General features: G+C 63.8%; 27 protein-coding genes and 1 tRNA gene. 11 read left to right on the top strand and 17 right to left on the bottom strand.

The window, feature by feature from the left end; all coding sequences use genetic code 11:
- The first annotated feature begins 31 nt into the window (after positions 1–31).
- From ACVJ6E_RS09650 to ACVJ6E_RS09625, 6 genes are all read left to right on the top strand, one after another.
- The gene (locus ACVJ6E_RS09650; protein ID WP_120268060.1) at positions 32–571 is read left to right on the top strand and encodes a ubiquinol-cytochrome C chaperone family protein; all 540 of its coding nucleotides are present in this window, start codon (positions 32–34) and stop codon (positions 569–571) included.
- Between the two features lie 24 nt (positions 572–595).
- Positions 596–1,153 carry a DUF177 domain-containing protein gene (locus tag ACVJ6E_RS09645; RefSeq protein ID WP_120268059.1) on the top strand — a complete coding sequence of 186 codons (558 nt, stop codon included), beginning with the start codon at positions 596–598 and terminating at the stop codon, positions 1,151–1,153.
- A 318-nt stretch (positions 1,154–1,471) separates the two neighbouring features.
- Positions 1,472–2,533, top strand: a complete 1,062-nt coding sequence (gene plsX, locus ACVJ6E_RS09640; protein WP_120268058.1) for a phosphate acyltransferase PlsX — start codon at positions 1,472–1,474, stop codon at positions 2,531–2,533.
- Positions 2,534–2,535: 2 nt separating this feature from the next.
- Complete coding sequence (locus ACVJ6E_RS09635) at positions 2,536–3,507, top strand: beta-ketoacyl-ACP synthase III (protein WP_185926494.1); 972 nt, start codon at positions 2,536–2,538, stop codon at positions 3,505–3,507.
- Between the two features lie 170 nt (positions 3,508–3,677).
- A complete protein-coding gene (locus tag ACVJ6E_RS09630; RefSeq protein ID WP_120268056.1) occupies positions 3,678–3,998 on the top strand; it encodes an integration host factor subunit alpha in 321 nt (106 codons plus the stop codon).
- Between the two features lie 27 nt (positions 3,999–4,025).
- Positions 4,026–4,682: a MerR family transcriptional regulator gene (locus ACVJ6E_RS09625; RefSeq protein WP_120268055.1), complete on the top strand. Its 657-nt coding sequence runs from the start codon at positions 4,026–4,028 to the stop codon at positions 4,680–4,682.
- Between the two features lie 24 nt (positions 4,683–4,706).
- On the opposite strand, the gene ACVJ6E_RS09620 is transcribed toward ACVJ6E_RS09625, so the two are convergent.
- From ACVJ6E_RS09620 to ACVJ6E_RS09565, 12 genes are all read right to left on the bottom strand, one after another.
- On the bottom strand, positions 4,707–5,339 hold the full coding sequence (locus tag ACVJ6E_RS09620) for a c-type cytochrome (RefSeq protein WP_208996645.1): 633 nt from the start codon (positions 5,337–5,339) through the stop codon (positions 4,707–4,709).
- A gap of 2 nt (positions 5,340–5,341) precedes the next feature.
- On the bottom strand, positions 5,342–6,595 hold the full coding sequence (locus tag ACVJ6E_RS09615; protein ID WP_120268054.1) for a PQQ-dependent sugar dehydrogenase: 1,254 nt from the start codon (positions 6,593–6,595) through the stop codon (positions 5,342–5,344).
- A 225-nt stretch (positions 6,596–6,820) separates the two neighbouring features.
- Positions 6,821–8,392 carry a GMC family oxidoreductase gene (locus tag ACVJ6E_RS09610; RefSeq protein WP_120268053.1) on the bottom strand — a complete coding sequence of 524 codons (1,572 nt, stop codon included), beginning with the start codon at positions 8,390–8,392 and terminating at the stop codon, positions 6,821–6,823.
- A 14-nt stretch (positions 8,393–8,406) separates the two neighbouring features.
- Positions 8,407–8,931 carry a twin-arginine translocation signal domain-containing protein gene (locus tag ACVJ6E_RS09605; RefSeq protein ID WP_120268052.1) on the bottom strand — a complete coding sequence of 175 codons (525 nt, stop codon included), beginning with the start codon at positions 8,929–8,931 and terminating at the stop codon, positions 8,407–8,409.
- Between the two features lie 30 nt (positions 8,932–8,961).
- Entirely contained in the window at positions 8,962–9,357 is a 396-nt protein-coding gene (locus tag ACVJ6E_RS09600; RefSeq protein WP_120268051.1) for a VOC family protein, read from the bottom strand.
- A 167-nt stretch (positions 9,358–9,524) separates the two neighbouring features.
- Positions 9,525–9,815: a ribbon-helix-helix domain-containing protein gene (locus ACVJ6E_RS09595; protein ID WP_120268050.1), complete on the bottom strand. Its 291-nt coding sequence runs from the start codon at positions 9,813–9,815 to the stop codon at positions 9,525–9,527.
- A 110-nt stretch (positions 9,816–9,925) separates the two neighbouring features.
- Positions 9,926–10,666: a DUF930 domain-containing protein gene (locus tag ACVJ6E_RS09590; RefSeq protein WP_147421834.1), complete on the bottom strand. Its 741-nt coding sequence runs from the start codon at positions 10,664–10,666 to the stop codon at positions 9,926–9,928.
- 207 nt (positions 10,667–10,873) lie between these two features.
- Positions 10,874–10,950: transfer RNA gene (locus tag ACVJ6E_RS09585), tRNA-Pro, on the bottom strand.
- Positions 10,951–11,022: 72 nt separating this feature from the next.
- Positions 11,023–12,291, bottom strand: a complete 1,269-nt coding sequence (locus ACVJ6E_RS09580) for an O-antigen ligase family protein (RefSeq protein WP_120268047.1) — start codon at positions 12,289–12,291, stop codon at positions 11,023–11,025.
- Positions 12,288–13,844, bottom strand: coding sequence for an undecaprenyl-phosphate glucose phosphotransferase (locus tag ACVJ6E_RS09575; RefSeq protein WP_371811376.1), 1,557 nt, complete (start codon positions 13,842–13,844; stop codon positions 12,288–12,290). Before ACVJ6E_RS09575 ends, ACVJ6E_RS09580 begins: the two co-directional genes overlap by 4 nt.
- Entirely contained in the window at positions 13,841–15,079 is a 1,239-nt protein-coding gene (locus ACVJ6E_RS09570; protein WP_120268046.1) for a glycosyltransferase, read from the bottom strand. The genes ACVJ6E_RS09575 and ACVJ6E_RS09570 overlap by 4 nt, the downstream gene beginning before the upstream one ends.
- Positions 15,080–15,204: 125 nt before the next feature.
- Positions 15,205–15,762: a polysaccharide biosynthesis/export family protein gene (locus ACVJ6E_RS09565; RefSeq protein WP_120268045.1), complete on the bottom strand. Its 558-nt coding sequence runs from the start codon at positions 15,760–15,762 to the stop codon at positions 15,205–15,207.
- A gap of 170 nt (positions 15,763–15,932) precedes the next feature.
- Here ACVJ6E_RS09565 and ACVJ6E_RS09560 point away from each other — a divergent pair, with 170 nt between their 5' ends.
- A complete protein-coding gene (locus tag ACVJ6E_RS09560) occupies positions 15,933–18,161 on the top strand; it encodes an exopolysaccharide transport family protein (protein WP_158592641.1) in 2,229 nt (742 codons plus the stop codon).
- A 99-nt stretch (positions 18,162–18,260) separates the two neighbouring features.
- Here the strand turns inward: ACVJ6E_RS09560 and ACVJ6E_RS09555 are convergent, their stop codons facing one another.
- Complete coding sequence (locus ACVJ6E_RS09555) at positions 18,261–19,415, bottom strand: GNAT family N-acetyltransferase (protein ID WP_158592640.1); 1,155 nt, start codon at positions 19,413–19,415, stop codon at positions 18,261–18,263.
- A 286-nt stretch (positions 19,416–19,701) separates the two neighbouring features.
- Here ACVJ6E_RS09555 and ACVJ6E_RS09550 point away from each other — a divergent pair, with 286 nt between their 5' ends.
- Entirely contained in the window at positions 19,702–20,712 is a 1,011-nt protein-coding gene (locus tag ACVJ6E_RS09550) for a polysaccharide deacetylase family protein (protein ID WP_199681039.1), read from the top strand.
- Here the strand turns inward: ACVJ6E_RS09550 and ACVJ6E_RS09545 are convergent.
- A complete protein-coding gene (locus ACVJ6E_RS09545; RefSeq protein ID WP_371811377.1) occupies positions 20,687–20,905 on the bottom strand; it encodes a DUF2842 domain-containing protein in 219 nt (72 codons plus the stop codon). The genes ACVJ6E_RS09550 and ACVJ6E_RS09545 overlap by 26 nt on opposite strands.
- Before the next feature lie 220 nt (positions 20,906–21,125).
- Here ACVJ6E_RS09545 and ACVJ6E_RS09540 point away from each other — a divergent pair, with 220 nt between their 5' ends.
- Positions 21,126–22,229, top strand: a complete 1,104-nt coding sequence (locus tag ACVJ6E_RS09540) for a COX15/CtaA family protein (RefSeq protein ID WP_491676434.1) — start codon at positions 21,126–21,128, stop codon at positions 22,227–22,229.
- A 76-nt stretch (positions 22,230–22,305) separates the two neighbouring features.
- Here ACVJ6E_RS09540 and ACVJ6E_RS09535 read toward each other — a convergent pair whose 3' ends face one another.
- The 3 genes from ACVJ6E_RS09535 to ACVJ6E_RS09525 form a co-directional block, all read right to left on the bottom strand.
- A complete protein-coding gene (locus ACVJ6E_RS09535; protein WP_120268041.1) occupies positions 22,306–23,589 on the bottom strand; it encodes an O-acetylhomoserine aminocarboxypropyltransferase in 1,284 nt (427 codons plus the stop codon).
- A 303-nt stretch (positions 23,590–23,892) separates the two neighbouring features.
- The gene (locus ACVJ6E_RS09530) at positions 23,893–24,414 is read right to left on the bottom strand and encodes a CoA-binding protein (protein WP_120268377.1); all 522 of its coding nucleotides are present in this window, start codon (positions 24,412–24,414) and stop codon (positions 23,893–23,895) included.
- A gap of 16 nt (positions 24,415–24,430) precedes the next feature.
- Positions 24,431–25,261 (bottom strand): enoyl-CoA hydratase, encoded by an 831-nt coding sequence (locus tag ACVJ6E_RS09525; protein WP_120268040.1) that lies wholly within the window; start codon positions 25,259–25,261, stop codon positions 24,431–24,433.
- Between the two features lie 159 nt (positions 25,262–25,420).
- Between ACVJ6E_RS09525 and ACVJ6E_RS09520 the strand changes: the two genes are divergently transcribed.
- Both ACVJ6E_RS09520 and rplM read left to right on the top strand, forming a co-directional pair.
- Positions 25,421–25,834 (top strand): PaaI family thioesterase, encoded by a 414-nt coding sequence (locus ACVJ6E_RS09520; protein ID WP_120268376.1) that lies wholly within the window; start codon positions 25,421–25,423, stop codon positions 25,832–25,834.
- Between the two features lie 227 nt (positions 25,835–26,061).
- The gene (rplM, locus tag ACVJ6E_RS09515; protein WP_120268039.1) at positions 26,062–26,529 is read left to right on the top strand and encodes a 50S ribosomal protein L13; all 468 of its coding nucleotides are present in this window, start codon (positions 26,062–26,064) and stop codon (positions 26,527–26,529) included.
- The last annotated feature ends 2 nt before the right edge of the window (positions 26,530–26,531 follow it).

The raw sequence follows: 26,531 nt of genomic DNA, 5'->3' as shown, positions 1-26,531 counted from the left end.
CTTGGCAACCTTCGTCCAAGCGAGGCAACACATGGTCTTCGGTCTCTTTCGCCGGCGTCAGCGTCCGGAAGTGCTCGCCGCATACACTGCGATCGTGGCGCAGGCGCGGCAGCCTTGGCTCTACAAGCGGTACAATGTGCCCGACACGGTCGATGGCCGCTTCGAAATGATCATGCTGCACATGATTCTGGTTCTCAATCGGCTCAGAGGCGAGGGGGATGTCGCAGCCGACTTCTCCCAGCAGCTTTTCGACACTTTTTTTGCCGATATGGACGGGTCGCTTCGCGAAATGGGCGTTGGCGATCTGGGGGTGCCGAAGAAGGTGAAGAAGATGGCCGAGGCCTTCTACGGGCGCGCTGGTGCTGTTGCCGAAGCCCTGGCGTCCGACGGCCTCCAGCAGCTCGAGAGCGTCGTCGATCGCAATGTGTTTGCCGAAGCGCCCGATGCGGCCGCCGCACATGCCATCGCCCGCTACCTGCGCGGCGCCGCCGACGAGCTGGCACGGCAGGACGCCTCGGCTATCATCAAAAACGGGCCCGTCTGGCCTGGCGAGCCGACGGACATCGGCTGAAGCAGGAGGCAGACAGAGACCGACATGACCCTTGCAGAATTTCCCTTTTCGCACCGGCAGGACGTCCAGCACCTGACCGTGAAGCCGCTCGTCGTGGAATTGCGCCCGGACGCTGCGCAGTTGCAGCGCATTGCCGAGGCCTACTCGCTGGTCGGGCTTTCCGATGTCCTGGGTCGGTTCGAGCTTCGCAGATGGCGGCGCGAGGGCGTCGCTGTGGAAGGCGCGCTGAAGGCGCGGGCCACGCAGACCTGTGTCGTTACGCTGGCTCCGGTCGAGCAGGTGATCGACGAGACCTTCTCGATGCGTTTCGATCCTGATGCGGACGCCCTTGCCGGCGTTGCCGAGGACGGCGAGATCGATGTGGACGCCTTTGCCGAGGATCCGCCGGACCTGCTGGAGGGCAGCAGGATCGATCTGGGGGCCATCCTGTGCGAGCAGCTTGCTCTTGCACTCGATCCGTTCCCGCGCGCACCGGGCGCCGAACTGCCGGACGGCTACGGCGATGGCAATGACGACGAGGCGGATGACAAGCCGCCATCGCCCTTCGCCGTTCTCGAGCGCTTTCGCAAGCGCGATGAGTGAGTACAGGCGTCCGGCCGCCGTGGCGGATTGCCAGAAAGCTGTTGTCTCGCCGTTGTAAACGGGTATGTTCCCAACGCTTCAAATGATGGGGATGTGCTGGCCGTTCGTTGTCGAAACCCGCGCTGGCGCCCTCCATCGGTGAGATGCGGGACCTTGTGAGACGACCCGACGGGCGGCGCAGGCGACAGAAGAAGATGGCGGCATGACGGCCGTCCCGGCCCTGGTCGAGGGCTGGAGAATTCGGGACAGCAGTGCCGATCGGCAGTGTCTCGCGCTCGAGTGGACGAGACGCGCGCGCCGATCCAGAAGACACGGACAATGGCTCAGACGGTTCGAATCTCGCTGGATGCAATGGGCGGCGACAGGGGGGCGGAAGTCGTCATACCCGGCGCTGCGTTGGCGCTTGAGCGGCGCCCCGACATCAGCTTTTCCATCTACGGCAACTCGGACATCGTAGCACCGCTGCTGCAGGCGCATCCGCGCCTGCGCGAGGCCTCGACCCTGCATCATTGCGAGGTCTCCGTCGCGATGGACGCAAAGCCCAGTCAGGCTCTGCGCCAGGGACGCTGGAAGTCGAGCATGTGGCGCGCCATCGAGGCGGTGAAGACCGGCCATGCGGATGTTGCGGTTTCCGCCGGAAACACCGGCGCGCTGATGGCCATGTCGAAGTTCTGCCTGCGCACCATGGCTAACATCGAAAGGCCGGCCATCGCGGCGATCTGGCCGACCATGCGCGGCGAATCCATCGTGCTCGACGTCGGCGCCACCATCGGCGCAGATGCGCAGCAGCTCATCGATTTCGCGCTGCTCGGCGGCGCCATGGCCCGCATCCTCTTTTCGATCGAGCGCCCGACCGTCGGCCTGCTGAATATCGGCGTCGAGGAGGTGAAAGGCCTGGAGGAGGTGCGCACCGCCGGCCGGCTCCTGCGCGAGGCCAACCTGCGTTCGCTGACCTATGCCGGTTTCGTCGAGGGCGATGACCTCGGCAAGGGTGTCGTCGACGTGGTGGTGACCGAAGGCTTTGCCGGCAATATCGCGCTGAAGACGGCAGAGGGAACCGCCCGCCAGATCGGCAGCTATTTGCGCTCGGCGATGAACCGGACCTGGCGCGCGAAGCTGGGATACCTTTTGGCCAAGGACGCCTTCGACCGTCTTCGCGAGAAGATGGATCCGCGCAAGGTCAACGGCGGGGTGTTTCTCGGCCTGAACGGGATTGTCATCAAGAGCCATGGCGGGACCGATGCGGAAGGCTTTGCAGCCGCTGTCGAACTGGCTTACGACATGGCCCGTAACGACCTGATGAACAAGATTTCTCAGGATCTGAAGAGTTACCATCGCGGCCGGTTCGAGCCGCGCGACGGATCGGAAGGTGATAAGTGACAGTGAAGCGATCCATCGTTCTGGGGACCGGCAGCTATCTTCCTGCCCGCAGGCTCACCAACGACGATCTGGCCAAGATGGTGGATACTTCGGACGAGTGGATTGTCCAGCGCACGGGTATTCATGCGCGCCACATCGCGGCTGAGGGGGAGTTTACCTCCGATCTTGCCGTCGCTGCCGCGCGCAAGGCGCTTGAGGCGGCCGGGTGCCAGCCGACCGACATCGATCTGATCATCCTCGCCACCGCCACGCCTGACAACACTTTCCCGGCAAGCGCCGTTACCGTGCAGCACAAGCTGGGAATTTCCGGCGGCTTCGCTTTCGACGTCCATGCGGTGTGCTCTGGCTTCGTCTACGCCCTGGCGACAGCCGATGCCTATCTGCGCGGCGGCATGGCCCGGCGCGCGCTGGTGATCGGCGCGGAGACCTTCTCCCGCATTCTCGACTGGGAAGACCGCACGACCTGCGTGCTGTTCGGCGACGGCGCCGGCGCCATCGTTCTGGAGGCAGGCGAGGGCCAGGGGACCACGGCCGATCGCGGCGTGCTGACCTCGCATCTGCGCTCCGACGGTGCCCATCGCGACAAGCTATATGTGGACGGCGGACCGTCGTCGACCCAGACCGTCGGCCATCTGCGCATGCAGGGCAAGGAAGTGTTCCGTCACGCCGTCTCGATGATCACCGACGTGGTGGAGGCGGCCTTCGAGGCAACCGGCACGGATGCTGAGGCGCTCGACTGGTTCGTGCCCCATCAGGCCAACCGCCGCATCATCGACGCGAGCGCCAAGAAGCTCGGTATCGATCCGGAGAAGATCGTCGTGACCCTCGAGGATCACGGCAATACCTCGGCAGCTTCGATTCCGCTGGCCCTGGATCAGGCGGTGCGCGATGGCCGCGTCCGCCGCGGCGATCTGATCATGCTCGAGGCAATGGGCGGTGGCTTCACCTGGGGTGCGTCACTGCTGCGCTGGTAACCTGCGCAAAGGCTTGAGCCCTGTGCACTTTTACGAACTGCAGCCCCGTCAGACTGTTGACCGTGTGCGCGCGAGCCAATAGGCTGTTGAGCGGGTTCGGTGGGCCCCGAAGGGTCAAAGAAAACAATCCCTGACACCGTCGAGCCACGAGGTTCGGCCAAGGAGGGACTATGAGCGGCAGGACAGTAACGCGCGCCGATCTTTGTGAGGCGGTTTACCAGAAAGTCGGCCTTTCCAGATCGGAATCCTCAGAGCTCGTCGAAAAGGTCCTGTCGGAGATCGCGGATTGCCTCGTAGCGGGGGAGTCGGTGAAGCTTTCTTCCTTCGGGTCTTTCGTCGTCCGCTCGAAGGGTGAGCGTATCGGCCGGAATCCGAAGACAGGCGAGGAGGTCCCGATCCTTCCCCGCCGGGTGATGGTTTTCAAACCGTCGAACGTGCTCAAGAAGCGCATCAACGAGACCATGATGGGAGCGTCCGAGAACGGCGACTGAGACAGCGCCAAAGGACGATGAAGCACCATTTCAGCTACGGTCGAAAAAAGCCCTGACGCTTTTCGCACGATCAGCGAGGTCGCGGACGACCTCGATCTGCCTCAGCATGTCCTGCGTTTCTGGGAAACCCGTTTCTCGCAGATCCGCCCGCTGAAGCGCGGCGGCGGTCGGCGTTACTATCGCCCGGACGACATCGATTTGCTGCGCGGCATCCGCCATCTCCTTTATGGCGAGGGCTACACGATCAAGGGCGTGCAGCGGATCCTGAAGGAACAGGGCCCTCGTTTCGTCATGCAGGTCTGGCGCGAGGACGGGATTGCTCTGGCTGCTCTCGCCGCACAGCAGGTGAGCGAGGATGAAGCCGAGGCTGCGCCGCCGCCGCGCGCCGCGCAGGCCCGGCCGCAGATCGCCGCCGAGGACGATCCGCGAGCAACCCACAAGGCCGAGCCGCAATTTTCCGCCGATGAAGACGATGCTGAACCGCTGCCGCGGGGGATCATCGCCGATGGCGTATCTCCCGCAGACATGCCCCAGGCGCGCGCCGGCTTCCGGCTGATGGAGAGACTGCTGGGAGACAGGGCCGAGGGGCCGTCCGGCAACCTTTCCAAGGACGATATTCGCCGGTTGCAGGCAACGCTGTTCGAGCTTCTGGAGTGCAAGCGGATCCTCGATCAGGCGCGTTAGGCTGAGGCGAGCCCGCCTCCGCGTCTATTGTGCTGGCGGCGCGATCTCCAGTTTCACCGCTGCGTACCAGTCGGCAAAGGCGCGGATATCTTCATCCGTCAGGTCCGCTGCCACAGCCGACATCACCTCGTGCTTGCGCTTGCCGAGGCGAAAGGCCTTGAGCTGCGTGTCTATGTAGATCGCGCTTTCACCCGCCAGGTTCGGCACGTCCTCCATTTGCCCGATACCGGCTTCCCCGTGACAGTCGCTGCATTGTGCTGGTGCCGCCTCCGCTGAGGCGCCCGCCGGCAGCTTTGCGCTGGCCTGGTGCGATCCGTACCACGCTGCGAGATCTGCAATCGCGGTATCGTCGAGCGACTTGGCCACCACGCTCATCATCTCGTGCACGCGCCGGCCGTCCCGGAATGCTTCGAGCTGCGCGCGCAGATAGGCCTGCGGCTCGCCGCCGATATGCGGTGCGATCGGAATGCGCGCCATCCCGTCGAGGCCGTGGCAGGTCCGGCACATGCCTGCGCGTTTTCGCCCGGCCGCCGGATCGCCCTTGACGGTCTCGGCAAGGGCAGGGGAGGAACCGAGCACCTGGACGGGACCAATCCCGCCCAGGCCCGGACCTGCGAGAAGCGCTGCACAGGCCAGCGCCATCGCCGATCGTTTCATGCTCAGTTCCCTTCGTAGGAGATGCGGTACAGGGCTCCGGCAAGGTCGTCGGACACCAGGATCGAACCGTCCCGCAACTGCGCGACATCGACCGGCCGGCCGAGATATTCGCCGTTCTCGTCGATCCAGCCCTCGGCGAAGGGTTCGGTGGTTGCGTTGCCCTCGCCGTCGATGAAGGTCACCATCACGCGGGCGCCGACCGGTTCCGTCCGGTTCCACGAGCCGTGCTGGGCGGAGAAGATCGCGTTCTTGTACTTCTCCGGGAACTGACGGCCCGTGTAGAAGGACATGCCGAGATCCGCCGCATGGGCCACGGTCTCGACCGCAGGCATTACCACGTCGACCGGCACTTCCTGGCCGGCATACTCGTTGGTGCGCACGCTGCCGCCGCCATACCAGGGATGTCCGAAATGCTGCCCGGCTGCCGTCTGACGGTTGATCTCGCCCGGCGGGATGTCATCGCCCATGCCGTCCACCTGGTTGTCGGTGAACCAAAGCTCGCCGGTTTCGGGATGGAAGTCGTGGCCGACCGAGTTGCGAATGCCGTAGGTGTAGACCTCACGCCCGGTTCCGTCGGTGTTGATGCGGATCATGCCGCCGATGCCGTGCTCCTTGTAGAGGTCCAGCTTTTCGGCAGGCGCCACGTTGAACGGCTGGCCCAGCGAGATGTAGAGCTTGCCGTCGGGGCCGATCTTGCACACCCGGGCGGTGTGATTGTAGCTCTCCTCCGTTGCCGGGACGAGCTCGCCCTGCTTGACGACGTTGAAGGCGGCAACGTCCGGGCTCTCGTAGAAGAACTCGGCGGCCGGATAGACCAGAACTCGGTTCTGCTCGGCGATATAGAGGAAGCCGTCCTTCGAGAAGCAGGGACCGTTCGGGATCGCGAACTTCAAAGACGGGGCGAAGTTCTTCACCTCGTCGGCGACCCGGTCCTTGTTGCGGTCGGTCACGGCCCAGACCTTGTCCTTGCGCGTGCCGACGAAGGTGACAATGCCCTGCGGGCCGACGGCCATATGGCGCGCGTCGGGCACCACGGCGTAGAGATCGATCTTGAACCCGGCCGGAAGCTTGATGCGCTTCAAGGTTTCGCGAATGCCGTCGGCATAGGCGCCGCTCTGCTCCACGAAGGTGAATTCCGTGGTGCCGGTGCTTTGGAAGTTCGACAGTTTTTCGAGGTTGTCCGGCACCGGCGCCTGCGCGGCGGCAAGGGATGTCGCGGCCAGCAGGCCGATGCTTGCAAGCAGGAAAGTCTTCATGGGTTTCCTCCGGAATAGGCAGCCGCCTCCACGGCTGCGGGGTTCGGGATCTTCGCCCCGATTGGTGCTCACAAAGATCCCGGATGCGGTTCCCCTGAGGAAGGAGAGCCTCATCCGGGCAGGTGAGTGGGAGATATAAAATCATACATATGATAAATTGTGCAATCATTCCGGGAGGCAGCTCAGGTTACACGCCGAGCCGCCTTCCGAATGTGCCGGCGCGAGCTAGAGCGTGCCGCGCGACATCTCCGAGGCGATGTGGTCCGCCTGGCGGATAGCCAGAGCCACGATCGTCAGCGTCGGGTTTTCCGCCGCGCCCGTGGTGAACTGGCTGCCGTCCGATACGTAGAGGTTCGGCACGTCATGGGCCCGGCCCCAACGATTGACCACGCCATCCCTCGGGTTCTCCGACATCCGGTTGGTGCCGAGATTGTGGGTGGAGGGATAGGGCGGGGTCGGGAATGTGCGTGTTGCACCGACCGCCTCGTATATCGCGATGCCCTGCTTGTAGGCATGGTTGCGCATCGCGATGTCGTTGGGATGGTCGGTGAAGTGCACGTTCGGTGCCGGCAGCCCGTACTGGTCCTTGAGATCGTGGTTCAGGGTGATCCGGTTGGTCTCCTGGGGCATGTCTTCGCCGACGATCCAGAGCCCGGCCATGTTCTCGTAGGAGTCCAGCGCCGTGGTGAATTCGCGCCCCCAGGCGCCGGGATCGAGGAACGCCGCCATGAACGGCAGTCCCAACGACAGGGTCTCCAGCTCGTAGCCGCCGACGAACCCGCGGGAAGGGTCGTGCCGCGCCTCGTCCTGCACGATGCCGGCCATGGTCGTGCCCCGCCACATGCGCACTGGCTTGTCGAACACCGCATAGACCGAGCCGGTCATGTGACGCATGTAGTTGCGCCCTACCTGGCCGGAGGAGTTGGCCAGCCCGTCCGGAAACAGGTTGGAGGCGGAGTTGAGCAGCAGGCGGGGGCTCTCGATCGAATTGCCCGCTACGCAGACCACGCGGGCCTTTTGCAGGTGCTGGTTGCCGTCCTTGTCGGCGTAGAGCACGCCTGTCACCTTGCCGGCCGCGTCGTGTTCGATACGCAGCACATGCGCGCGCTCGCGCACCTCGAGATTGCCGGTGGCCTCGCCGCGCGGAATGTCCGTATACGCGGCCGACCACTTGGCGCCCCACTTGCACCCCTGGAAGCAGAAGCCGGTCTGCTGGCAGGCGTAGCGATCATCGCGTTCGGCCGAGTTGATGGCCATTCGTCCGGTATGGACTTCCTTGTAGCCGAGCTTGCGGGCGCCTGCCTCGAGCACCTTGAAGTTGTTGTTGCCGGGCAGTCCCTCACGGCCGCCGGTGCGCGTGACGCCCAGCTTCTCCTCCGCCTTCTCGTACCAGGGCTCCATCTCGGCGAGATCGATCGGCCAGTCGAGAAGGTTGGCGCCCTGCACGTTGCCGTAGGTGGTGCGGGTCTTGAACTCGTGCGGCTGGAACCGCAGCGAGGCGCCCGCCCAGTGTGTGGTGGTGCCGCCGACCGCCTTGACGATCCAGGCCGGCAGGCCGGAAAAGTCCTTGGCGACGCGCCAGTCGCCGGAGGTCGAGCGCGGATCAAGCCAGGCCAGCTGTCCGAAGCTCTCCCACTCGTCGTTGATGTAATCTTCCGGCAGGTATCGCCCGCCGGCTTCCAGCGCCACCACGCTGACGCCCTTCTGGGCCAATTCGTTGGCCAGGACACCGCCGCCGGCGCCTGTCCCGATGACCACGACGACGCTGTCGTCATTCAGGTCGAATGGTGCGGCCATGACAGTCTCCTCCCTCAGAGCCAGTTGATGTCGTCGAAACCGCGGTCGATGTACCCGCCCTGCGAGTAGCTCTCTCCCTCGTATCCGAACAGCGGCCAGACGGCCTTCTGGTTGTAGAGCCCGGTCACCAGTCCACCACGGACGGCCTGGAAGAAAGCGCTCTCCTCCATCGTGCGCAGGATGTCGGCGCGCTCGCGCTCCCAGCCCACGGCGAGATATCCCGCGTGGCCCTTGCCCTGGGCCGCCGCATCGAGGGCGGCGATGCCCGCCTCGACCATTTGCGCCTTGTCGGCCGCGTCATATCCCTTGACCGCCGCCACGTAGTGTTCGTCGGGAATGCGGTCGTGCGGGTAGATGTCGCGCGCCATCTGCACGAGCGTCGCCATGGTCTGCGGCTTCAGATGGGCGACCTCCATTGCCCATGTCGCGTTGCTGGCGGCGAAGAAGCCCGGTCCGATGACGAACGCTGCGCCTGCTGCCGCGCTGCGCGCCAGCAATTGCCGTCTGGTCATGTTCCTGTGGGTCAGTGTTTCGGTCATTTTTCCTCCCTCCCGAAACGGTTGCCCCGTTCAGCGATAACGGCCGTGGCGCTGTAGCACCTCGATCTGGTAGCCGTCCGGATCCTGAACGAAGAAGAAACGGGCCAGCAGCGCGCCGTCGCGGTTGAACTCCACGATCTTGCGCGGAGCGAGCCCCGCCTGTTCGAAGCGGGCGTGTTCCGCATCGAGGTCGTCGACACAGAAGGCGAGGTGCCCGTAGCCGTTGCCCAGGTCATAGGGCTCGGTGCGCCCCTTGTTGACCGTCAGCTCGACCTCGAAATCCGCGTCGTCGTTTCTGAGATAGATGAGAATGAAGTCGTCGAACTCGAACCTGTCGGCGATGTCGAGGCCGAAAGCGGTCTTGTAGAAGTCGACTGAACGCACTTCATCGATCACGCGGACCATCGCGTGTATACATTTCGCCACGAGTATTCTCCCGGATCAGTCCTGACGGTGGTGCCGGCAGGTTTCTTCAATCGGACATTTTCTGCCGCAAGACCGCGGTCAGATGGGGGTGCCCAGTTCTTCCGATGGAGAAAGGATGCGTCCGGTGTTCACTTCGCGGGTAGTAAAGTTTTACTACAGTCGTTTTTTTACTCAGCCGCCTCCAGATGCAGCTGTGGCAGGGTCTGCCGCAGGCGCACGAGGCAGGCACAGCGCAGGAGAGACGTGAAATTGCGCGTCTCTCCGCGCAGTTCCAGCACTTCGGAGTGGAGTTTCGAGATGAAAGCCGGCGTACTGACGCCTTCGCTCTGCGCGATCTCGTCGATGATTTCCCAGAACGAGCGCTCCAGCCGGATGCTGGTGCTTTGTCCATTCAGTCGCAGTCGGCGCGTTTCGGGCTCGTAGTCGCCCGGGTCCTGCCCGGCAAAGAGATGGCACATATGCGTTCCTCCCACGTGTCGGCCGGAATTGTCTTCTCCCGATCCTTGACGGGTATGGTAGCGCCGTTCGCGCCTTGCACAAGTAGACCTCAGCACAAGCTGCAGGGTGCTCAGTGGACCGGGCCGCCTGTGGGGAGGTCTAGGTCGTCGCGCTCTGGGCGGGTGATTTCCGCGCCGAGCAGATAGGAGAAGGCCGTCACCCCCATCAGGTCGCTCGCAACCTCGCAGCGAAACGCCAGGTCGTACCAGCGGTCGCGCCCCTGGATCGCGGCTCCCTTGGCCTCGAGTTTGAGCCCGGACAGCGTGGCCTCCTCGCGCGCTTCCGCAATGGCATAGTCGAATCGCCGTGCGGGGTGTTCGCGCCGCAGCTGCTCGACGGCTTCGTAGGTGCATAGCTGGAATATCCGCTCTTCGGGATCGGCCAGCGCCAGGTCGGCGAGCGACGCGCGGCCGAGCGCCGTGTCTCGAAGCCGCGAGGTGTAGAGCGTCCGGGCCTCGACCATTTCGCGCTTGCGCGAAGGGGCCAGGCTCAGCCGATCGGTCGTCTTGCCGGACGGGGAGGGCGGGCTTGCGGGCACGCGAGGCTCGGGGGGCGTTTCGGCACGCACCGCCGGCTCCGGGCGCGCGATGGGGGGCGCCGGTGATTGCGGCTCTGGCTCGTCCCTCGGGGGCACAGGTCGGGGCAATGATGGCTGCTGTGCTGCGGGGTCGCCTTGCTGCGGCACCGCCCGCACGCGTGCCGAGACCAGAACGACCTCAATCGCATCATCGCCGGCAACGCCGAAAGGCTTCGGCGGATCGGCAAAGAGGATCAGGATAAGGACGGCAGAGACATGCAGAGCCAGCGACAATGCGAGGCCCACCGGGTGCCAGCGGCTGTCTGGCGGGCAGTCGGCATCGGCGCAGCGGTCCGCAAGCAGAGCCTGAAAGGCGCCCGTGTGGCCGTCGGTTGACGCTGAACTGTCAGGAGATCCCGGAATATTTGGCTTCACACCGCGCGCTCGCCAGGATCCCGGCCGCTGCAGGCGTGTCGTGCAATCGGCTGGATTGCAAAAAAATGGTCGGGCAGGCCGGATTTGAACCGACGACCCCTTCACCCCCAGTGAAGTGCGCTACCAGGCTGCGCTACTGCCCGACTGCCCGCTGACGCGAGCCCGTACTTCCTATCCGCTTCGCAAGAGGCACGCAAGCGCTTAAGGCCCTGCACTCACCGCTGATGCGCGACCCGTGCACCGGCTGTGGAGAGACGGCGCCCGGCCGAGCTTCTCCAGGCGTATTCGCAGGCGATAAGTCCCCAGGCGAGGCCATACAGAAGGTAGAGATGGCGCCAGCGGTCAGTGTCGATGATCGCCGACATCAGCATATGCCCGAGCAGGACAACGAACACGCATTGCGCCGCCCAGGTCCAGGGGCGCCGCTGGAAGATCAGCGGAAAGAGGCGGATGGCGGTGAAGGCGACGAGCGATAGATAGGCAACGCCGCCAAGCCAGCCATAGGTGGTGAACGCCTTCAGATAGGTGTTGTGCTCGTCCTCAGGAAAGAAGTTGCGGAACTGCAGGGGGCCGAGCCCGAAGGGATTGTCGAGCACCATCTGGAAGCCGAGCGAGTAGCGTGCGAAGCGACCTAGGCGTGCTGTGTCGTAGTCCTGCACCAGCTTGGCACGCTGCAGCAGCATACCGGAGATGGAATCGACCGACAGCGCGACGGCGATCATGGCCAGCAGCGCCAGGGCGCCGGCGATACCGATGAGGATCAGCCGGCTGCGCTCGCCGCGGTCCTGGGTCATCGAGAATAGGATCACGTAGAGCCCGGCTCCCGAAAAGGCCGCAAGGCCCCAGGCTGCGCGCGAAAAGCTGAGCAGGATGCCGAAGCTGAGCACCGCGAGGACGGAAAGGGCGATCAGGGAGCGGTTCAACGGACGGGTCAGCACCGCATGCAGTGCGACTGCCCAGGGTAGCACCAGGAACGGGCCGAAGACGTTCGGGTCCTGGAACGTGCCCTTGGCGCGGCCATAGAGAGTGAAAAGGCTACCGGGAAGGACACCGAAATACCCACCGATGCCGAGAATCGCGACGATGACGGCACTGGCCGTGTAGGCATTGGCGATGGTCGCAAGGCGTGTCGGATCGCTGGCGGTCACGGCAGCGAAGAAGACGGCGGTCAGGGCCAGAAAGCCGGTCACGGCGATGTACATGATCGCCTCGCCGAAATCGTCCGACATCAGCGTCGCCATGAGGCCTCCGCAGATGAACAGGACCACCAGCAGCAGCAGAGGGCCAACGGCGGGGGAAAACCTCGGGCCGGAGAGCAGCCAGCCGGAGAGCACCACGACCATCGCAAGCTCGTAGGGCGCTGGCTCGCGAAGCACGAAACCGCCGAGAAACGTGACCACCCACAATGCGAGCGTACCGATGAGGCGCGTGTCGACCCGCAGGCCCGCACCACCGGCAAACCCGCTATGGGTGGCCGCACTCAATAGGCGTTCTCCGACTTGAACAGGGCAAACGGCGTTGCCAGCAGGATCCTGAGGTCGAACAGGATCGACCAGTTCTCGATGTAGTAGACGTCGTACTCTACGCGCTTCTGGATCTTCTCAGGCGTGTCCACTTCGCCGCGCCAGCCATTGATCTGGGCCCATCCGGTGACACCCGGCTTTACCTTGTGGCGTGCGAAGTAGCCGTCGACGACCTCGTCCCAGAGCTTCTCGTTGGTGTGGGCATTGACCGCATGCGGACGCGGCCCGACCAGCGACAGGTCGCCCTTCAGCACGTTGAAGAGCTGCGGCAGCTCGTCCAGCGACGAACGGCGGATGAAGCGGCCGACACGGGTGACGCGCGGGTCGTTGCGGGTCACCACCTTCTTCGCGCCCGGATCCGCCATCTCGTGATACATCGAGCGGAACTTGAGAACCTCGATGACTTCGTTGTTGAAGCCGTAGCGCTTCTGGCGGAAGAGGGCGGGTCCCTTGCTGTCCAGCTTCACCGCCAGGGCGGTCGCGATCATCACCGGCGACAGCAGCACGAGCATCAGGCTGGCGACAGTCAGGTCGAAGGCACGCTTGGCGATGCTGTCCCAGTCGGCCAGCGGCTTGTGCACCACATCGACGATCGGCACGGTGCCGATGAAGGACGAGGCGCGGTCGCGAAACGTGAGCTTGTCGGTATGGGCCGACAGTCGGATGTCGACCGGCAACACCCAGAGCGTCTTCAGGAAGTCGAGCAGCCGCTTTTCCGCGCGCAGCGGGATCGTCACGATCAGCATGTCGATGCGCGCGATGCGGGCGAACTCCACCAGGTCGCTTACCGTCCCGAGCTTGGGGTAGCCGGCGACGATGTCGGGCGAGCGGTCGCCCTTGCGGTCGTCGAACAGACCGCAGATGCGAATATCATTGTTGGGCTGGCGCTCGATCTCGTGAATGAAATCGGCTGCCACCTGACCGCCGCCGACGATCACGGCCCGGCGTTCCAGCCGGCCCTCGCGCGTCCATTTGCGCACGAAGATCGTGACAAGCGTGCGGGCCGTCAGCAGCGTTGCAAGGCCGAACCCGTACCAGATGATTAGAAGATCCCCCGGCAGGCCGCGCATGACGTTGCCGAAAGTCTTGGCCATGAACAAGGTGACGAAGACCAGGGTCCAGGCGATGGTCATGCGCGCGGCCTGCGCCACCATGTTGCGCATCAACGGGATCTGGTAGCAGTCCGAGGCCTGGAAGAAGGCAGAGGACAGCAGCAGTGCGGTGCCGACCGGCAACAGCGCAGTGGAAGACGCGAGCGGCACGCCTCCAGAATGCAGGGACGCGAAGCCGAAGGCGCTGACGATGGCCAGGTCGGCAAGGCGCACGGTGCCGCCCAGAACGCTCGGCGAGATGACCGAGGTCTGCAGACCGTTGGCGATCTTGATGGCCAGCGGAGACAGCTTGCTGTTGTTCAGCTGCGCGGAGTTTTCAGCATCGCTCTCGGCGCTGCTGGGCATGACGTTGTGCAGAAGCTGCGCGGTGTGGTGCGGGGGCACGTCCTTTGCCTCCTTCATTCATGCCTGCCCGGCGATCCGGCTTCCCGGTTCGCCAACGCGCTGGCAGATACCAGCGTCGACGTCTCCGGGCTCCGTCCAGCCTTGTCCTGCCGCTTTGCGCCTCGTGTTTCCAGATAGAGCGAGGTGATGCGGTCGTTCATCAGTTCGACATTGAACGTTTCCGAAAGGCATTTGCGCTGCCCTTCCGCCCGCCGGCGCATGGCGTCCGGGTCGCTGAAGGCGGCGGCCATGGCCGCGGCCAGTTCGTCCACATTGCCGGGCGTTACCAGCTTGTCGGCATAGCGGCCGAAGATCTCGGGAATGCCGCCCACACGTGTTGCGATCAAAGGCACTTTTGCAGCCACCGTTTCCAGAACGATATAGGGCATGGCCTCCGCACGGGAGGGCACCACGACGCAGCGTGCCTGACGGAAGGCATCGCGTGCGGGCTTGGCCCCGAGGAACGTGACACGCTGCTCCAGGCCGAATTCGCGCACCATCGCTTCGTAGCGCGGACGATCTTCGCCTTCGCCGACGATATGCGCGCGTGCCGTCATCCCATAGGTTCTTTCCAGCTGTGCCAGCGCCTGGATGAAAAGATCGGGTCCCTTCAGGTCGCGAAGCATGCCGATGAACATGAAGTCGGCCGCATCTGCCTGGGGCGGTACTTCGGAGAATTCCTCGGGGGCCAATCCGTTATAGACGACGCGGGCTGCGACCTTCGGTTGTGCGACCTTCGATTCGTACGCAGAGTACTCGTAGTCGGAAACGAAGACGAGCCCGTCGGTGAACCGCTCCTGCAACCGCTCCAGCGCGAAATAGATTCGCCCCTCGATGCGCTGCGGATCGTAGTGGAGGCTGCCGCCGTGCGGGCAGTAGATTCGCGTGACCTTGCGCCCGCGAAGCCGCAGAAAGGTGCCGATCGCACGCGCAAAAACGCCGCCCTTGGCGCCATGGCCATGCAGGACGTCCGGCTTCAGGTCGCGCACGTGGCGGAAAAGAGAAAAGGCTGCACCAAGGTCGGCGGGGGTAACCTGCCGGCGCATCGGAAAGCGTGCAATGCCGAGGGCGAGTTGCGGAGCGAGCCGGGCGATGGCCTCGGCCTCGAAGGCGCCGCCGGTGGAAGCGTCGCAGATCACTCCGACCTGGTGGCCGGCACGTGTCTGGGCCAGCGCCAGATCCGAGATGTGCCGAAAGATGCCGCCGATCGGGGCGCGAACGATGTGAACGATGCGCAAGGGCGCGGCGGTCATCTGGAAACTCCCTGGCTCAACGCTTCAGCGCGCCTGGATTATCTTCCAGGTCACGCTTGAAGAACGTTAGCAGACAGGGATGAGTCGCTGGTTAATCCGCGAAGGCTGCGAAGATCGCGCGATGATTAGAAGAATCGCTCCCGGACATAGATCGTGTCGCCGGGCCGGACGGGGTCGGTGATCGGCACGCGGCCGCTGATCACCTCGCCATTGATCTGGCGCGTGATGTCGACCGAGTTCTGCTGCCCGCGAGGCGTAAAGCCGCCGGCGGTGGCGATCGCGTTCTGGGCGGTCATGCCTGCGACATAAGGGTACTGGCCTGCATTGCTGACTTCGCCCATGACGAAGACCGGGCGGTAGGTGGCGACCTCTACGGACACGTCCGGATCGCGCAAGTACCCGTTTTTCAAGCGGTTTGTGATCTGTGCTTCGAGTTCGCGAACCGTCAGGCCACGCGCTGCGACGCTGCCGATGAGCGGCATCGCGATATAGCCGGCCTGGTCCACCGTATAGGTGTTGTTGAGGTCCTGCTGACCGAACACGATCACTCGCAGCACGTCACTGGAATCAAGACGGTAGGGTTTGGTGAGAATGTCGTGGAATGCCGTGGGGGGCTGGCGGTATCCGCTGCAGGCGGCGACCGTCAGAGCCAGGCAGAGGACGGCGATGAGGCGCGTGAACATTCCGATCTCCTGAAGCGATTGCGCCATTCTTTTCCGCAACGTGGTTAACTTGCGGTGAATCCCGGCGGCTTCGGTGTCGTCTTTCAGGTTTACGGTATCGACCGGAGGTTAACTCTCCGCTTACCATGAATCGTCATCATCCTCGCAGACATCCTTCCGGAGTAGCGAGCATGAATCAGCCGCACGCACCTGACGTCCGCCCGCCCGGCGTCGACGAGCGCGTCGAGATCGACCTTTCGGCGATCCTTACGGCATTGCGTCGTTCGCTCCGCTGGATCGTGCCGCTCGTCGTCGGGGCGGTGATCCTGACATTCGTCATTCTCCAGTTCGTTCCCGCGCGCTACCGCGCCGAATCGAAAGTGCTGATCGAGACTTCCAACATCGTCTATCCCGGCGACGTGCGCGGGGCGGAAGAGGAGAGGGCGTTGCTCGACACCGAGGGCGTCGCCAGCCAGGTCGAGCTGCTGCAGTCGCGCGACCTGATGCGGCGCGTCGCTCAGCGGCTGGATCTTGCCAGCGTTCCGGAGTTCGAGGCCGGCTCCAGCAGCCTGGTCCGCGAGATGTTCGTTGCGCTCGGGCTGATGCGGGACGGCGACAGCAACACCCGCGAAGAGCGGGTCCTCAAGGTCTTCTATGACAATCTCGAGGTTTTTCGCGTCGACGGCTCGCGCGTCATCTCTGTTCGCTATGTCTCCCGCGATCCTGAACTCGCTGCCCGGGTCGCCAATGCGGTTGTCGAGGAATATCTGGATCTGCAGTCGTCGGTGAAGCGCGAGACGACCGATATCGCTGCGGCCTCTCTTGAGCCGCAGATCGAGCGTCTGCGCGAGGAGGTCCAGGCGGCGCAAAAGCGCGCGGAGGATTTCCGCTCGAAGAACGACCTCCTGTTGGGAGCCGACAACCAGACGCTTGATCGCCAGCAGCTCGGCGAGATCGGCACTCAACTGTCTGATGCCCGCGCGGCCCAGTCCCAGGCCGAGGCGCGGGCCAAGCTGATCCGCAGCCAGCTTGCCGGTGGCGGGTCGCTCGACGGAATGCAGGACGTGCTGAATTCGCAGCTGATCCAGCGCCTGCGCGAACGCCAGGTGGAGCTGCAGGCTCGTATCGCCGAATTGTCGACGACGCTGCTTCCCAACCATCCTCAGATTCGCGCGTTGCGGTCGCAGCTCGACGATTTCGAACGGCAGATCCGCCAGGAAGCCGGGCGCGTGGCCGCGGGCCTTGAGAACGAGGCAGGTATCCAGCAGGAGCGGGTGGCTTCTCTACAGGCGACGCTGGAACAGCTGAAGACCCGCGCGGCACGGTCGAACGACGATCAGGTGCGTCTGCGGGATCTGGAGCGGGAGGCGGCGGTCAAGGCGACCCAGCTCGACCAGTTGATGACCCGCTACCGCGAGGCGGACACTCGGCGCAATGCCACCGCCATCGGCGCCGATGCGCGCGTCATCTCCCGGGCGACGGTTCCACTGGAGCCGTTCTCTCCCAAGGTGCCGCAAACCGTTGCTATCGCCGCATTCGTGTCGCTCATGCTCTCGGCCATTGCCGTCATTCTCGGTGTTTTCGTCTCGGGGCGCGCGTTCGTCACTCGCGTGATCGAGACCGGAGAAACTGCAAATCCGGTTGCCGCCCCTTCGCACGTGGGCAGCGGCGCACGGCCGTCCGCCGAAGCTGCGGGCCTTCCGACATACCGCGCCGGCGCCTCGACGTTCTCCTATGGATGGTCTGCTCCCGTTTCTGCTCAGGCCGCAACGGCGGCTTCGACCGATGTCGAAGACGACACGCTGCAGGATGCCGAGGCAGTGGCAACGCCCCCCGTCTCCGGGCTCGATGGACCTGCCGCGGCGCCCTCGGCGACGCGTCCGCGCCGTGTCGCGGTGCTCAGCGTCGACAGCGACGAGATCTCGCAGAGCGTGACGTTCCGTCTTGTCCGCGCCGCCGCAGAAGAGGGCGTGATGCCGTTGTTTCTCGAGGTGCGGCCTGACCTTGCCGACCCGGAGGCCGTTCCCGGCTTTGCGGAACTGCTGGACGGAACGGCCTCTTTCGCCGGCGTCATTTACCGGGATGCGGCGTCCCGCGCTCATGTGATCGAGGCCGGACGCCGCGCGATAGATGACGAGCTCGCCCAGAACGAACGGTTCGAGATGCTGATGGAGGCGATCGATCACACCTACGATCAGGTGTTCTTCGACCTCGGGCTGATCGACGATTCGCTGATCAGCGCCCAGATCCTGGCGATGGCCGATCAGGTCGTGGTGGCGTCGGGCGGATCCCCCGCCGATCCGGAGATGGAGGACGCCATGCGCATGCTTGAAGATCAGACCGGCGCGCCGGTGATCGTCGAGACGGTGAATGACGGAACCAAGGGCAGCGGGACAGGCTGGGCCGACATGGCGGCCTGATCCCGTAACGGGAAAGCTGCCTGGAACCAGGCTCCAAAACAAGAAAGGCCAGGCGTTTCGCCTGGCCTTTCTTGTTGGATGAACCGCTTGGACGGCTGCTTAGCCCTTCAGCTTGCGCATGGCGCGAACCACCTGCCAGAGCGCCGGCGTGTTGCGGATCTGGCGCTTGAGATTGCGCACCTGCTTGATCCCGCGCTGCGCAAGGTGCCCTGTGAGCGTAACCGGGATCTCCACATCCATCAGCACTTCCTTGTCGGCCCATGCGGTCTTGTAGCGCTCCGCTCCAAGGCCGAAATCGAAGGTGTGGGCCCCAAGCCGGCAGGCATCCGCAATCACATGATTCAGCAGGATGTCGCCGGGGCTGCAGGCCGCCACCTCTTCGTCGATGCTGTTGGTATAGGCGTGGTATCGGCCATACTGCACGCCGCAAAGGTAGGTCGCGCGGATGCGTCCTCCCGCTTCCAGCGCGTGGATGGTGACATGCTCGGAGTGATCGCGGATCGCGCCCCGCAGTTGGTCTGTGAGAAAGCCTCGAACGTCGGTCGGCTCGAAAACGTTGGGGATGCCTTGCGAGGCTTGGCGTGCACTGCGCTGCGAAACCAGCGTGTCCAGGAAGTGCAGGGCCGTTTCCTCGTCCGCTGCCTTGCGCCAGACGAGACCGCCCAGTTCCGCGAGCTTCTTTTCCTTCACCCGCAGCTTCTTGCGGGCACTGGCGCTGCGGCGCTCCTTGTAGAGCGCCTCAAAATCGGACTGCAGCGGAAAGGCGTGAACCGCGTTCAGGCTCTCGGTGGCATGCCGGTCGATCAGCGGATGGACGCGATCATCCATGGTGGCCGGAACGTATTTGAGGTCGAAGAGATCGATACGGTGCTCGCGCCCGATGCGCAGCAACGCCTTGCGCAGGCTCTTGCCGTGAATGCCGGCAAAGACATCCCGCCGCCAGAGACCGCTGTTCTGGTTGCCGTGAAAGTCACCGAGGAATCGGCCGAGCCGAACGGCGCCGCCACATGCCTTCATCACGGCGAGCGGCAGCAGGAACGCGGGCTCGCCCTCGATCTCCCCGACGACAATGACCGCCTCGATGCCGCGTGGGCGCCCCACATGCTCATACCAGGAGGCGAGCCACTCGTAGCTGGTGAACAGCGTGCCGAAGGCGTTCTCCTCCAGATGGCGCCAGGCGCAGGCGGCATCCGCCGGGTTGCGATGCGTGCGTACGGCGAACTCGCCATTTTCGAGCATGGCATCCAGCCTCATCGCTTCAATGTCCATCGTATCCCAGTCATCCGACCGGAACAGTCCGACCGACCTGATCATTGCGTTCCCCATCCGCCATGCTCTCGTCGTTGTTGACCTGATTGCCACTCGTTCGATTGTCGACCTGACTAGCAAGGAGTTCTAAAGAAAACGTCGATATGCTTCCCCCAGTTGAAAAAACCGGTACGTATTCGCCGGAAAGAGGCATTTTGAGAAGATGGATCTGCGGCGTCACCTATTGGCTGGAGGCTGCAAGCTCTTGCACTGGAGCGGGGTGGGCCGTCTGTTGTCGCCATTCACCGGCGGCCGGGGCGTCATTTTCACACTGCACAGCGTACGGCCGGCCGAGGCGCCGAAGGGCTTTGCCCCCAATGCCCATCTCACAATCACACCTGAATTTCTCGACCGCACGATCCGGCAGATCCGCTCCGCGGGCATGGAGATCGTCTCCCTGGAGACAGCCGTCAAACGCATGCGCGAGCCGAACTACGACGGCAAGCGCTTCGCCGCGCTGACCTTCGACGACGGGTACCGCGACAATCTCGTTCATGCCTGGCCGGTGCTGAAGCGCCATTCGGCGCCTTTCACCATTTTCGTGACCTCGGGCTTTGCCGATCGCAGTTCTGAGATCTGGTGGGAAGCGCTCGAGAGGATCGTCACGACGGCGGATGAAGTGGAGGTGCCGGTGGGCGCCAGCATGCGCCGCTTTTCCGCCCGCACCGACGCGGACAAGGAGAAGGTGTTCTGTCACCTCCTGCACTGGTTCACGCGGGATCTTGGTGAAGATTCCCAGCGCCTGGAACTGCGCCGGCTGGCAACCATCCACGGGGTCGACCTGCCAGGACTTGCAGAGGAGCTGATCCTGAGCTGGGACGAATTGCGCGACATGCTGCGCGACCCGCTGTTTTCGGTCGGGGCGCATACCCACGATCATTATGCGCTGGCGCGCCTGACGCGCGATCGCATGCGACGGGATGTTGCCAAGGGGCTGGAACGTCTCGAACAGGAGCTCGGCGTTCACCCCTGCGTCTTCGCCTATCCCTATGGGTACGAGGCGGCGGTCAATGTCCAGTCGATGGAGGTAATCCGCGAGCTCGGCTTTGCTGCTGCCGTCACGACCCGTCCCGGCGTTCTGTCCCCGGACCTGGAGCCGATGGCCCTGCCGCGCATCTCGCTCAACGGCTATTTCCAGAGCGCGGCGATCGTTTCGCAATACCTGACCGGTGCGCCGTTCCCGGTCTATAATGCGGCGCGCCGCCTTCGGGACACGATCAATCCGCATCCCGCCTGCGGCTGATCCGGAAGCCGTGCTCCATCCACCAGATGATGGCGCCGGCCGGAATCGTCCAGGCAATGCCTGCGATACCGAAATATAGCAGCTGCACAACGCGCGACGAGTGTTGCAACGTCATGTCGCCGATCACCATCGCCGTAAAAGCGTATGAGATCACGAAGATGACCAGCACCAACATGCCGATGAATTTACGCACGGGGTTTCGCATCTCGTCTCCGGACCGGTGGGGCAGGGGCATTGTGCCCGCCTCTCGACATTGAGCGGGTAGGGTTCGCTCTTGTCAGCGTCGCATGAGTGCATGTGTCACAGCGCCCCCGCTCGTCAAGCCCTTGTCTTCCGCGCCCCGTGCCTATAACCCCGCTCAGGCTTGCGGCACGCTCTGTGCCGCCTCCCATATCACGGCACGGTAACTCCCCATGTCCGACACGATGGCAGCCCCGCTCTCCGCTCCGCTGGACGATGCCACCGCTCGTATCGCCTCCGACCGGAAGGCCATTCGTTTCTGGCTCTACGCGATCTGCGTGCTGATTTTCGCCATGATCGTGGTCGGCGGTGCAACCCGCCTCACCGACAGCGGCCTGTCGATCACCGAGTGGAAGCCGATCCACGGCGTCATCCCTCCGCTTTCCGTCGCAGAGTGGGAGGAGGAGCTGGAGAAATACCGCCAGATCCCCGAGTACCAGCTGATCAACAAGGGGATGTCGCTTGAGGAGTTCAAGTTCATCTTCTGGTGGGAATGGGGGCATCGCCTGCTGGGTCGCGTCATCGGCCTTGCGTTCTTCGTACCGCTTGTCTGGTTCTGGTGGCGCGGGCGGATCGAGCGATGGCTGCTGCCCTGGCTCGTCGGCGGATTCGTGCTCGGGGGCATGCAGGGCGTGGTCGGCTGGTGGATGGTGGTATCGGGCCTCGCCGAGCGCGTCGATGTCAGCCAGTATCGCCTTGCAACGCACCTGACGCTGGCCTGCCTGATCTTCATCTATCTCTTCGCCCTGGCCCGATATCTCGCGTTGATCCCGGCTGATCGCGCCTCGGCGAGCCCGCAGGCATCGCGTCCGTTCTCGGGGACGGCAAAGCTCATGCTCGGCCTGCTTGTGCTGCAGATCTTTCTCGGCGGGCTGGTCGCCGGCCTCAAGGCGGGCCTGTCCTTCAACACATGGCCGCTGATGGACGGACAGTTCATTCCCTCGGGCCTGTGGACCATGGTTCCGGCCTGGATCAATCACTTCGAGAACGTTCTGACGGTCCAGTTCCAGCATCGCATGACCGCCTATCTGATCGTCGGCTTTGCGCTCTGGGCCATGTGGGCGGTCTATCGGAGCGAGGCCGCGCGCCATCTGCGAGGGGCAGCGCATGCCGTCGTGGCGATCCTCTTCGTCCAGATGCTGATCGGCATCGGCACGCTGCTCGGTCACGTGCCATTCTGGCTGGCGCTCTCCCATCAGGGCTTCATCGTGATCGTGATGATGGCGGTCGTTGAGTTCTGGGCGCGGGTACGCTTCGCCGAGCCCGCTCGCTCCTGACGCAACCAATCGACACAGCCACAAAAAAAGCCGGGCGTGATGCCCGGCTTTTTCGTTTCTGGGAAGCGACGTTCGCTCAAACCGTGGCCAGCGCCTGGTCGAGATCGGCGATGATGTCTTCTGCATCCTCGAGGCCGATCGAAAGGCGCACCACATCCGGACCGGCACCTGCCGCCGTCTTCTGCTCGTCGGTGAGCTGACGGTGGGTGGTGGATGCCGGGTGGATGATCAGCGAGCGCGTGTCGCCGATATTGGCGAGATGCGACAGGATCTGGCAGTTCGACACAAGCGCAACGCCGGCCTCATAGCCCCCCTTGACGCCGAACGTGAAGACGGCACCCGCGCCCTTCGGCATGTATTTCTGCTGCCTGGCGTGGTTCGCATCGCCCGGCAGGCCTGCATAGGAGACCCATGCCACCTTGTCGTGGCTGGCCAGATGCTGGGCCACCTTCAGCGCGTTGTCGCTGTGGCGCTGCATACGCAGCGGCAACGTCTCGATGCCGGTCAGGATCATGAACGAATTCATCGGCGAGATCGCAGGGCCGAGATCGCGCAGGCCGAGCACGCGGCATGCGATGGCGAAGGCGAAGTTGCCGAAGGTCTCGTGCAGCACCATGCCGGAATATTCCGGGCGCGGCTTCGACAGCATCGGATAGCGGTCGGTCGACGACCAGTCGTAGCTGCCGCCATCGACGATGACGCCGCCCATGGAGTTGCCGTGGCCACCCATGAACTTGGTCAGCGAGTGCAGCACGATGTCGGCGCCGTGCTCGATCGGACGGCACAGATACGGGGTGGCCAGGGTGTTGTCGACGACGAGCGGGACGTTGTGAGCCTTGGCGACCTTCGAGATCGCCTCGAGATCGACCACGACGCCGCCGGGATTTGCAAGGCTCTCGACGAAGATCGCTCGGGTGCGGTCGTCGATCAGCGCCGCAAAGCTCTCCGGATCGGTTGCATCGGCCCACTTCACTTCCCAGCCGAAGCTCTTGAACGAGTGGTTGAGCTGGTTGATCGAGCCGCCATAGAGCTTGTTGGCGGCAACGATGTTGTCGCCCGGCGTCATCATCGTATGGAACGCAAGCAGCTGTGCCGAGTGGCCGGACGCCACCGCAAGAGCCGCCGTACCGCCTTCCAGTGCTGCCACGCGCTCTTCCAGAACCGCAGTCGTCGGGTTGGTGATGCGTGTGTAGATGTTGCCGAAGGCCTGCAGCCCGAACAGCGACGCAGCGTGATCGACATCGTCGAAGACGAAGGACGTGGTCTGGTAGATCGGCGTCACCCGCGCGCCGGTGGACGGGTCGGGCTGCGCACCGGCATGGATTGCCAGCGTCGAAAAACCGGGAATGCGGTCGCTCATGAATTCCTCCGTGACTGCAAATCGGCGGCATACTGGCCGATGCCCGCAGGCAGGTCAAAGGAAAGAGATTTCAATTCAGGTGGCTGGCGGAAACGGCTTTTGCCAGACGGGGTTATTTGCGCTGCGACGTCGGTCGCTATCGCAGCCGTCCGTATCCACGCTGGTGGAGCCGCGGTCCTGTACGTTTCCGAAGGACCGGCGTCTGCCGTAGCGGCCCTTCCGGCTGCCTGCGATGATCATCGCGAGACCCGCAGCGACAAGCGATATGATCGCGACGAGGGCGGCAGGCCCAGGAGAACAAGCTCAGTCCTTCCGCAACCCGCGGTGCTGGAAGCCGCCTTTCAGCGCCGGACGTTTGGCCGAAAGCGTGCGCGAGTTGACCCCGGTCCAGCCGATTTCGCCTGACAGGCGGCCATATTCGATCTTCGGGCAGCGATCCATGACGACGCGCACGCCGGCGGCCTCCGCGAGCTTGGCCGCCTCGTCGTTCCTCACAGACAGTTGCATCCAGATGACCTTGGGAGGCGGCGAAAGCTGCAGCGCCTCCTGGGTCACCGCGAGCGCGGCGTCCGAATTGCGGAAGATATCGACCATATCGACGGGCGAGGGCACCTCCGCAAGGCTGGCATAGACCGTCTGGCCGAGGATCTCCTTGCCCGCCTGGCCGGGATTGATCGGGAAAACCTCGTAGCCTTTCGACAGCATGTATTTCAGGACGAAATAGGACGGGCGGACGGTGTTCGGGCTCGCGCCGACCATGGCGATGGTCTTCACGTCGTCAAGGATCGCGCGGATGTAGCTGTCCGGATAGGTGTCGTGCTGGATGTCGCTCACTTTTTTCTCACTCACCGGTCCATTCGGGTGTGCGCTTCTCGATAAAGGCACCGATACCTTCTTCCGCATCGCGCGCCAGCATGTTCTCCACCATCACCTGAGCGCAATGGCGATAGGCATCGGCGAGCGACATTTCCGCCTGGGCGTAGAAGGCTTCCTTGCCGTACTTCAGCGTCAGCGGTGACTTGGAAGCGATGGTCTCGGCATATTTCGCCGTCACCTGCGCAAGGTAGTCCGCCGGCACGACCCGATTGACGAGCCCGAACTCGCGCGCCGTCGAGGCATCGATGATCTCGCCGGTCAGCAGCATCTCCATCGCCTGCTTGCGCGAGACGTTGCGCGACAAGGCCACCATCGGGGTGGAGCAGAACAGGCCGATATTGACGCCAGGCGTGCAGAAGCGGGCGCGGTCGCTGGCGATGGCCAGATCGCAGGAGGCGACGAGTTGGAGCCCAGCCGCAGTCGCCATGCCGTCGACCTCGGCGATCACCGGTTTGGGATGTGTGACGATGGTCTGCATCAGGCGGGCGCAGCGGTTCATCACCTCGGTGAAATAGACGCGGCCGCGGTCGGACTGGCTACGGGCGGCGGTCATTTCTTTCAGGTCATGGCCGGCGCAGAACACATTGCCTTCGGCCCTCAGGAGGATCACTCGCACGGCGATGTCATCGGCCGCAGCATCCAGCGCGTCCTGCAGTGCCGCCATCATCTCTTCGGAAAGCGAGTTGCGCCGCTCTGGCCGGTTCAGCGTCAGGCGCAGCACTCCGCCGGACAGTTCCCGGGCGATCGGCCCGCTCTCCCTGGTCGTGGTTGCTTCAGCGGCTGTTGCATCGGTCATGGCGTAGTCTCCCTGTCTTTCTCCGTTATAGGGCAAGCCGAAAGCCCCACAAAGGGACCTTCGTTCCCCTTGTCACTTGTCGCTTTTTGCGGCTTACGTTAACGAAAGCGTCAAAAGAGAAAACTCTATAGGGAAGGAACCGGATCCGTGCAGCCCATCATGACCGTCGCCGAGCTCAACGACTTTCTGGACCGCGAATTCCCGCAGATCCATGTGGACGGACGCATCTATGAAATCGAGGCGGTGGCTCCTGGCGAGGCCGTGCTGTCGGTGAAGGCCTCCGAAAAGCACCTTCGGCCGGGCGGGACGATCTCCGGCCCCACCATGATGGCGCTGGCCGATCTCGCCGCATATGCGGTGATCCTGGCGCATATCGGCCCGGTCGCGCTTGCGGTCACCACCAATCTCAACATGAACTTCCTGCGCAAGCCGGAGCCTGGCGATCTCGTCGGCACCTGCCGGTTGCTCAAGCTCGGCAAGCGGCTTGCCGTCACCGAATGCGCCATTACCGGCCGGGCAGGAGGCGATATCGTGGCTCACGCAACGGCCACCTATTCGATTCCGCCCCGCTGAGGCGGCAAAAACGCTTGATTTTGTGTGGTATCAATATACCGTTTTTATACTGCATTGTTTTTGCTTATGAATTTATGGCGAAGCGAGTTTCAAGTGCATTGACAGTGCGTGCGAAGGCGCGTACATCCTGCGCCGACAGGAAGCGGGCCCGTTTCGGGGCCCGTTTTGCTTGACCTCGGGCGTTCCGCACTGATCGCGGCGCCCGCGACCAAAGACGGACCACAGCCATGAAGACCTATTCTGCCAAGACGGCCGAGGTCGAGAAGAAGTGGATCTTGATCGACGCAGAAGGCGTTGTCGTCGGCCGCCTGGCCGCCTTCATTGCCAACACGCTGCGCGGCAAGACCAAGCCGACCTTCACGCCTCACATCGACTGCGGTGACAATGTCATCGTGATCAACGCTGACAAGGCGGTGCTGACCGGCAAGAAGTACTACGACAAGAAGTACTACTGGCACACCGGCTTCCCCGGCGGCATCAAGGAGCGCACCGCCCGCGCCATTCTCGAGGGTCGTTTCCCCGAGCGTGTGCTTGAGCAGGCTGTGAAGCGCATGATGCCGGGTGGCCCGCTGAGCCGCGCCCAGCTCAAGAATCTCCGGATCTATTCCGGTGCCACGCATCCGCACGAGGCCCAGTCGCCGGTTCCGGTCGACTTCAAGGCTTTCAACGCGAAGAACGACGGAAAGAGGGCCTAATC

This window comes from Stappia sp. G46H5W (genome assembly GCF_058448995.1).
Note: the sequence above shows the minus strand (reverse complement) of the source record. Positions and strands in the feature narration are given on the sequence as shown.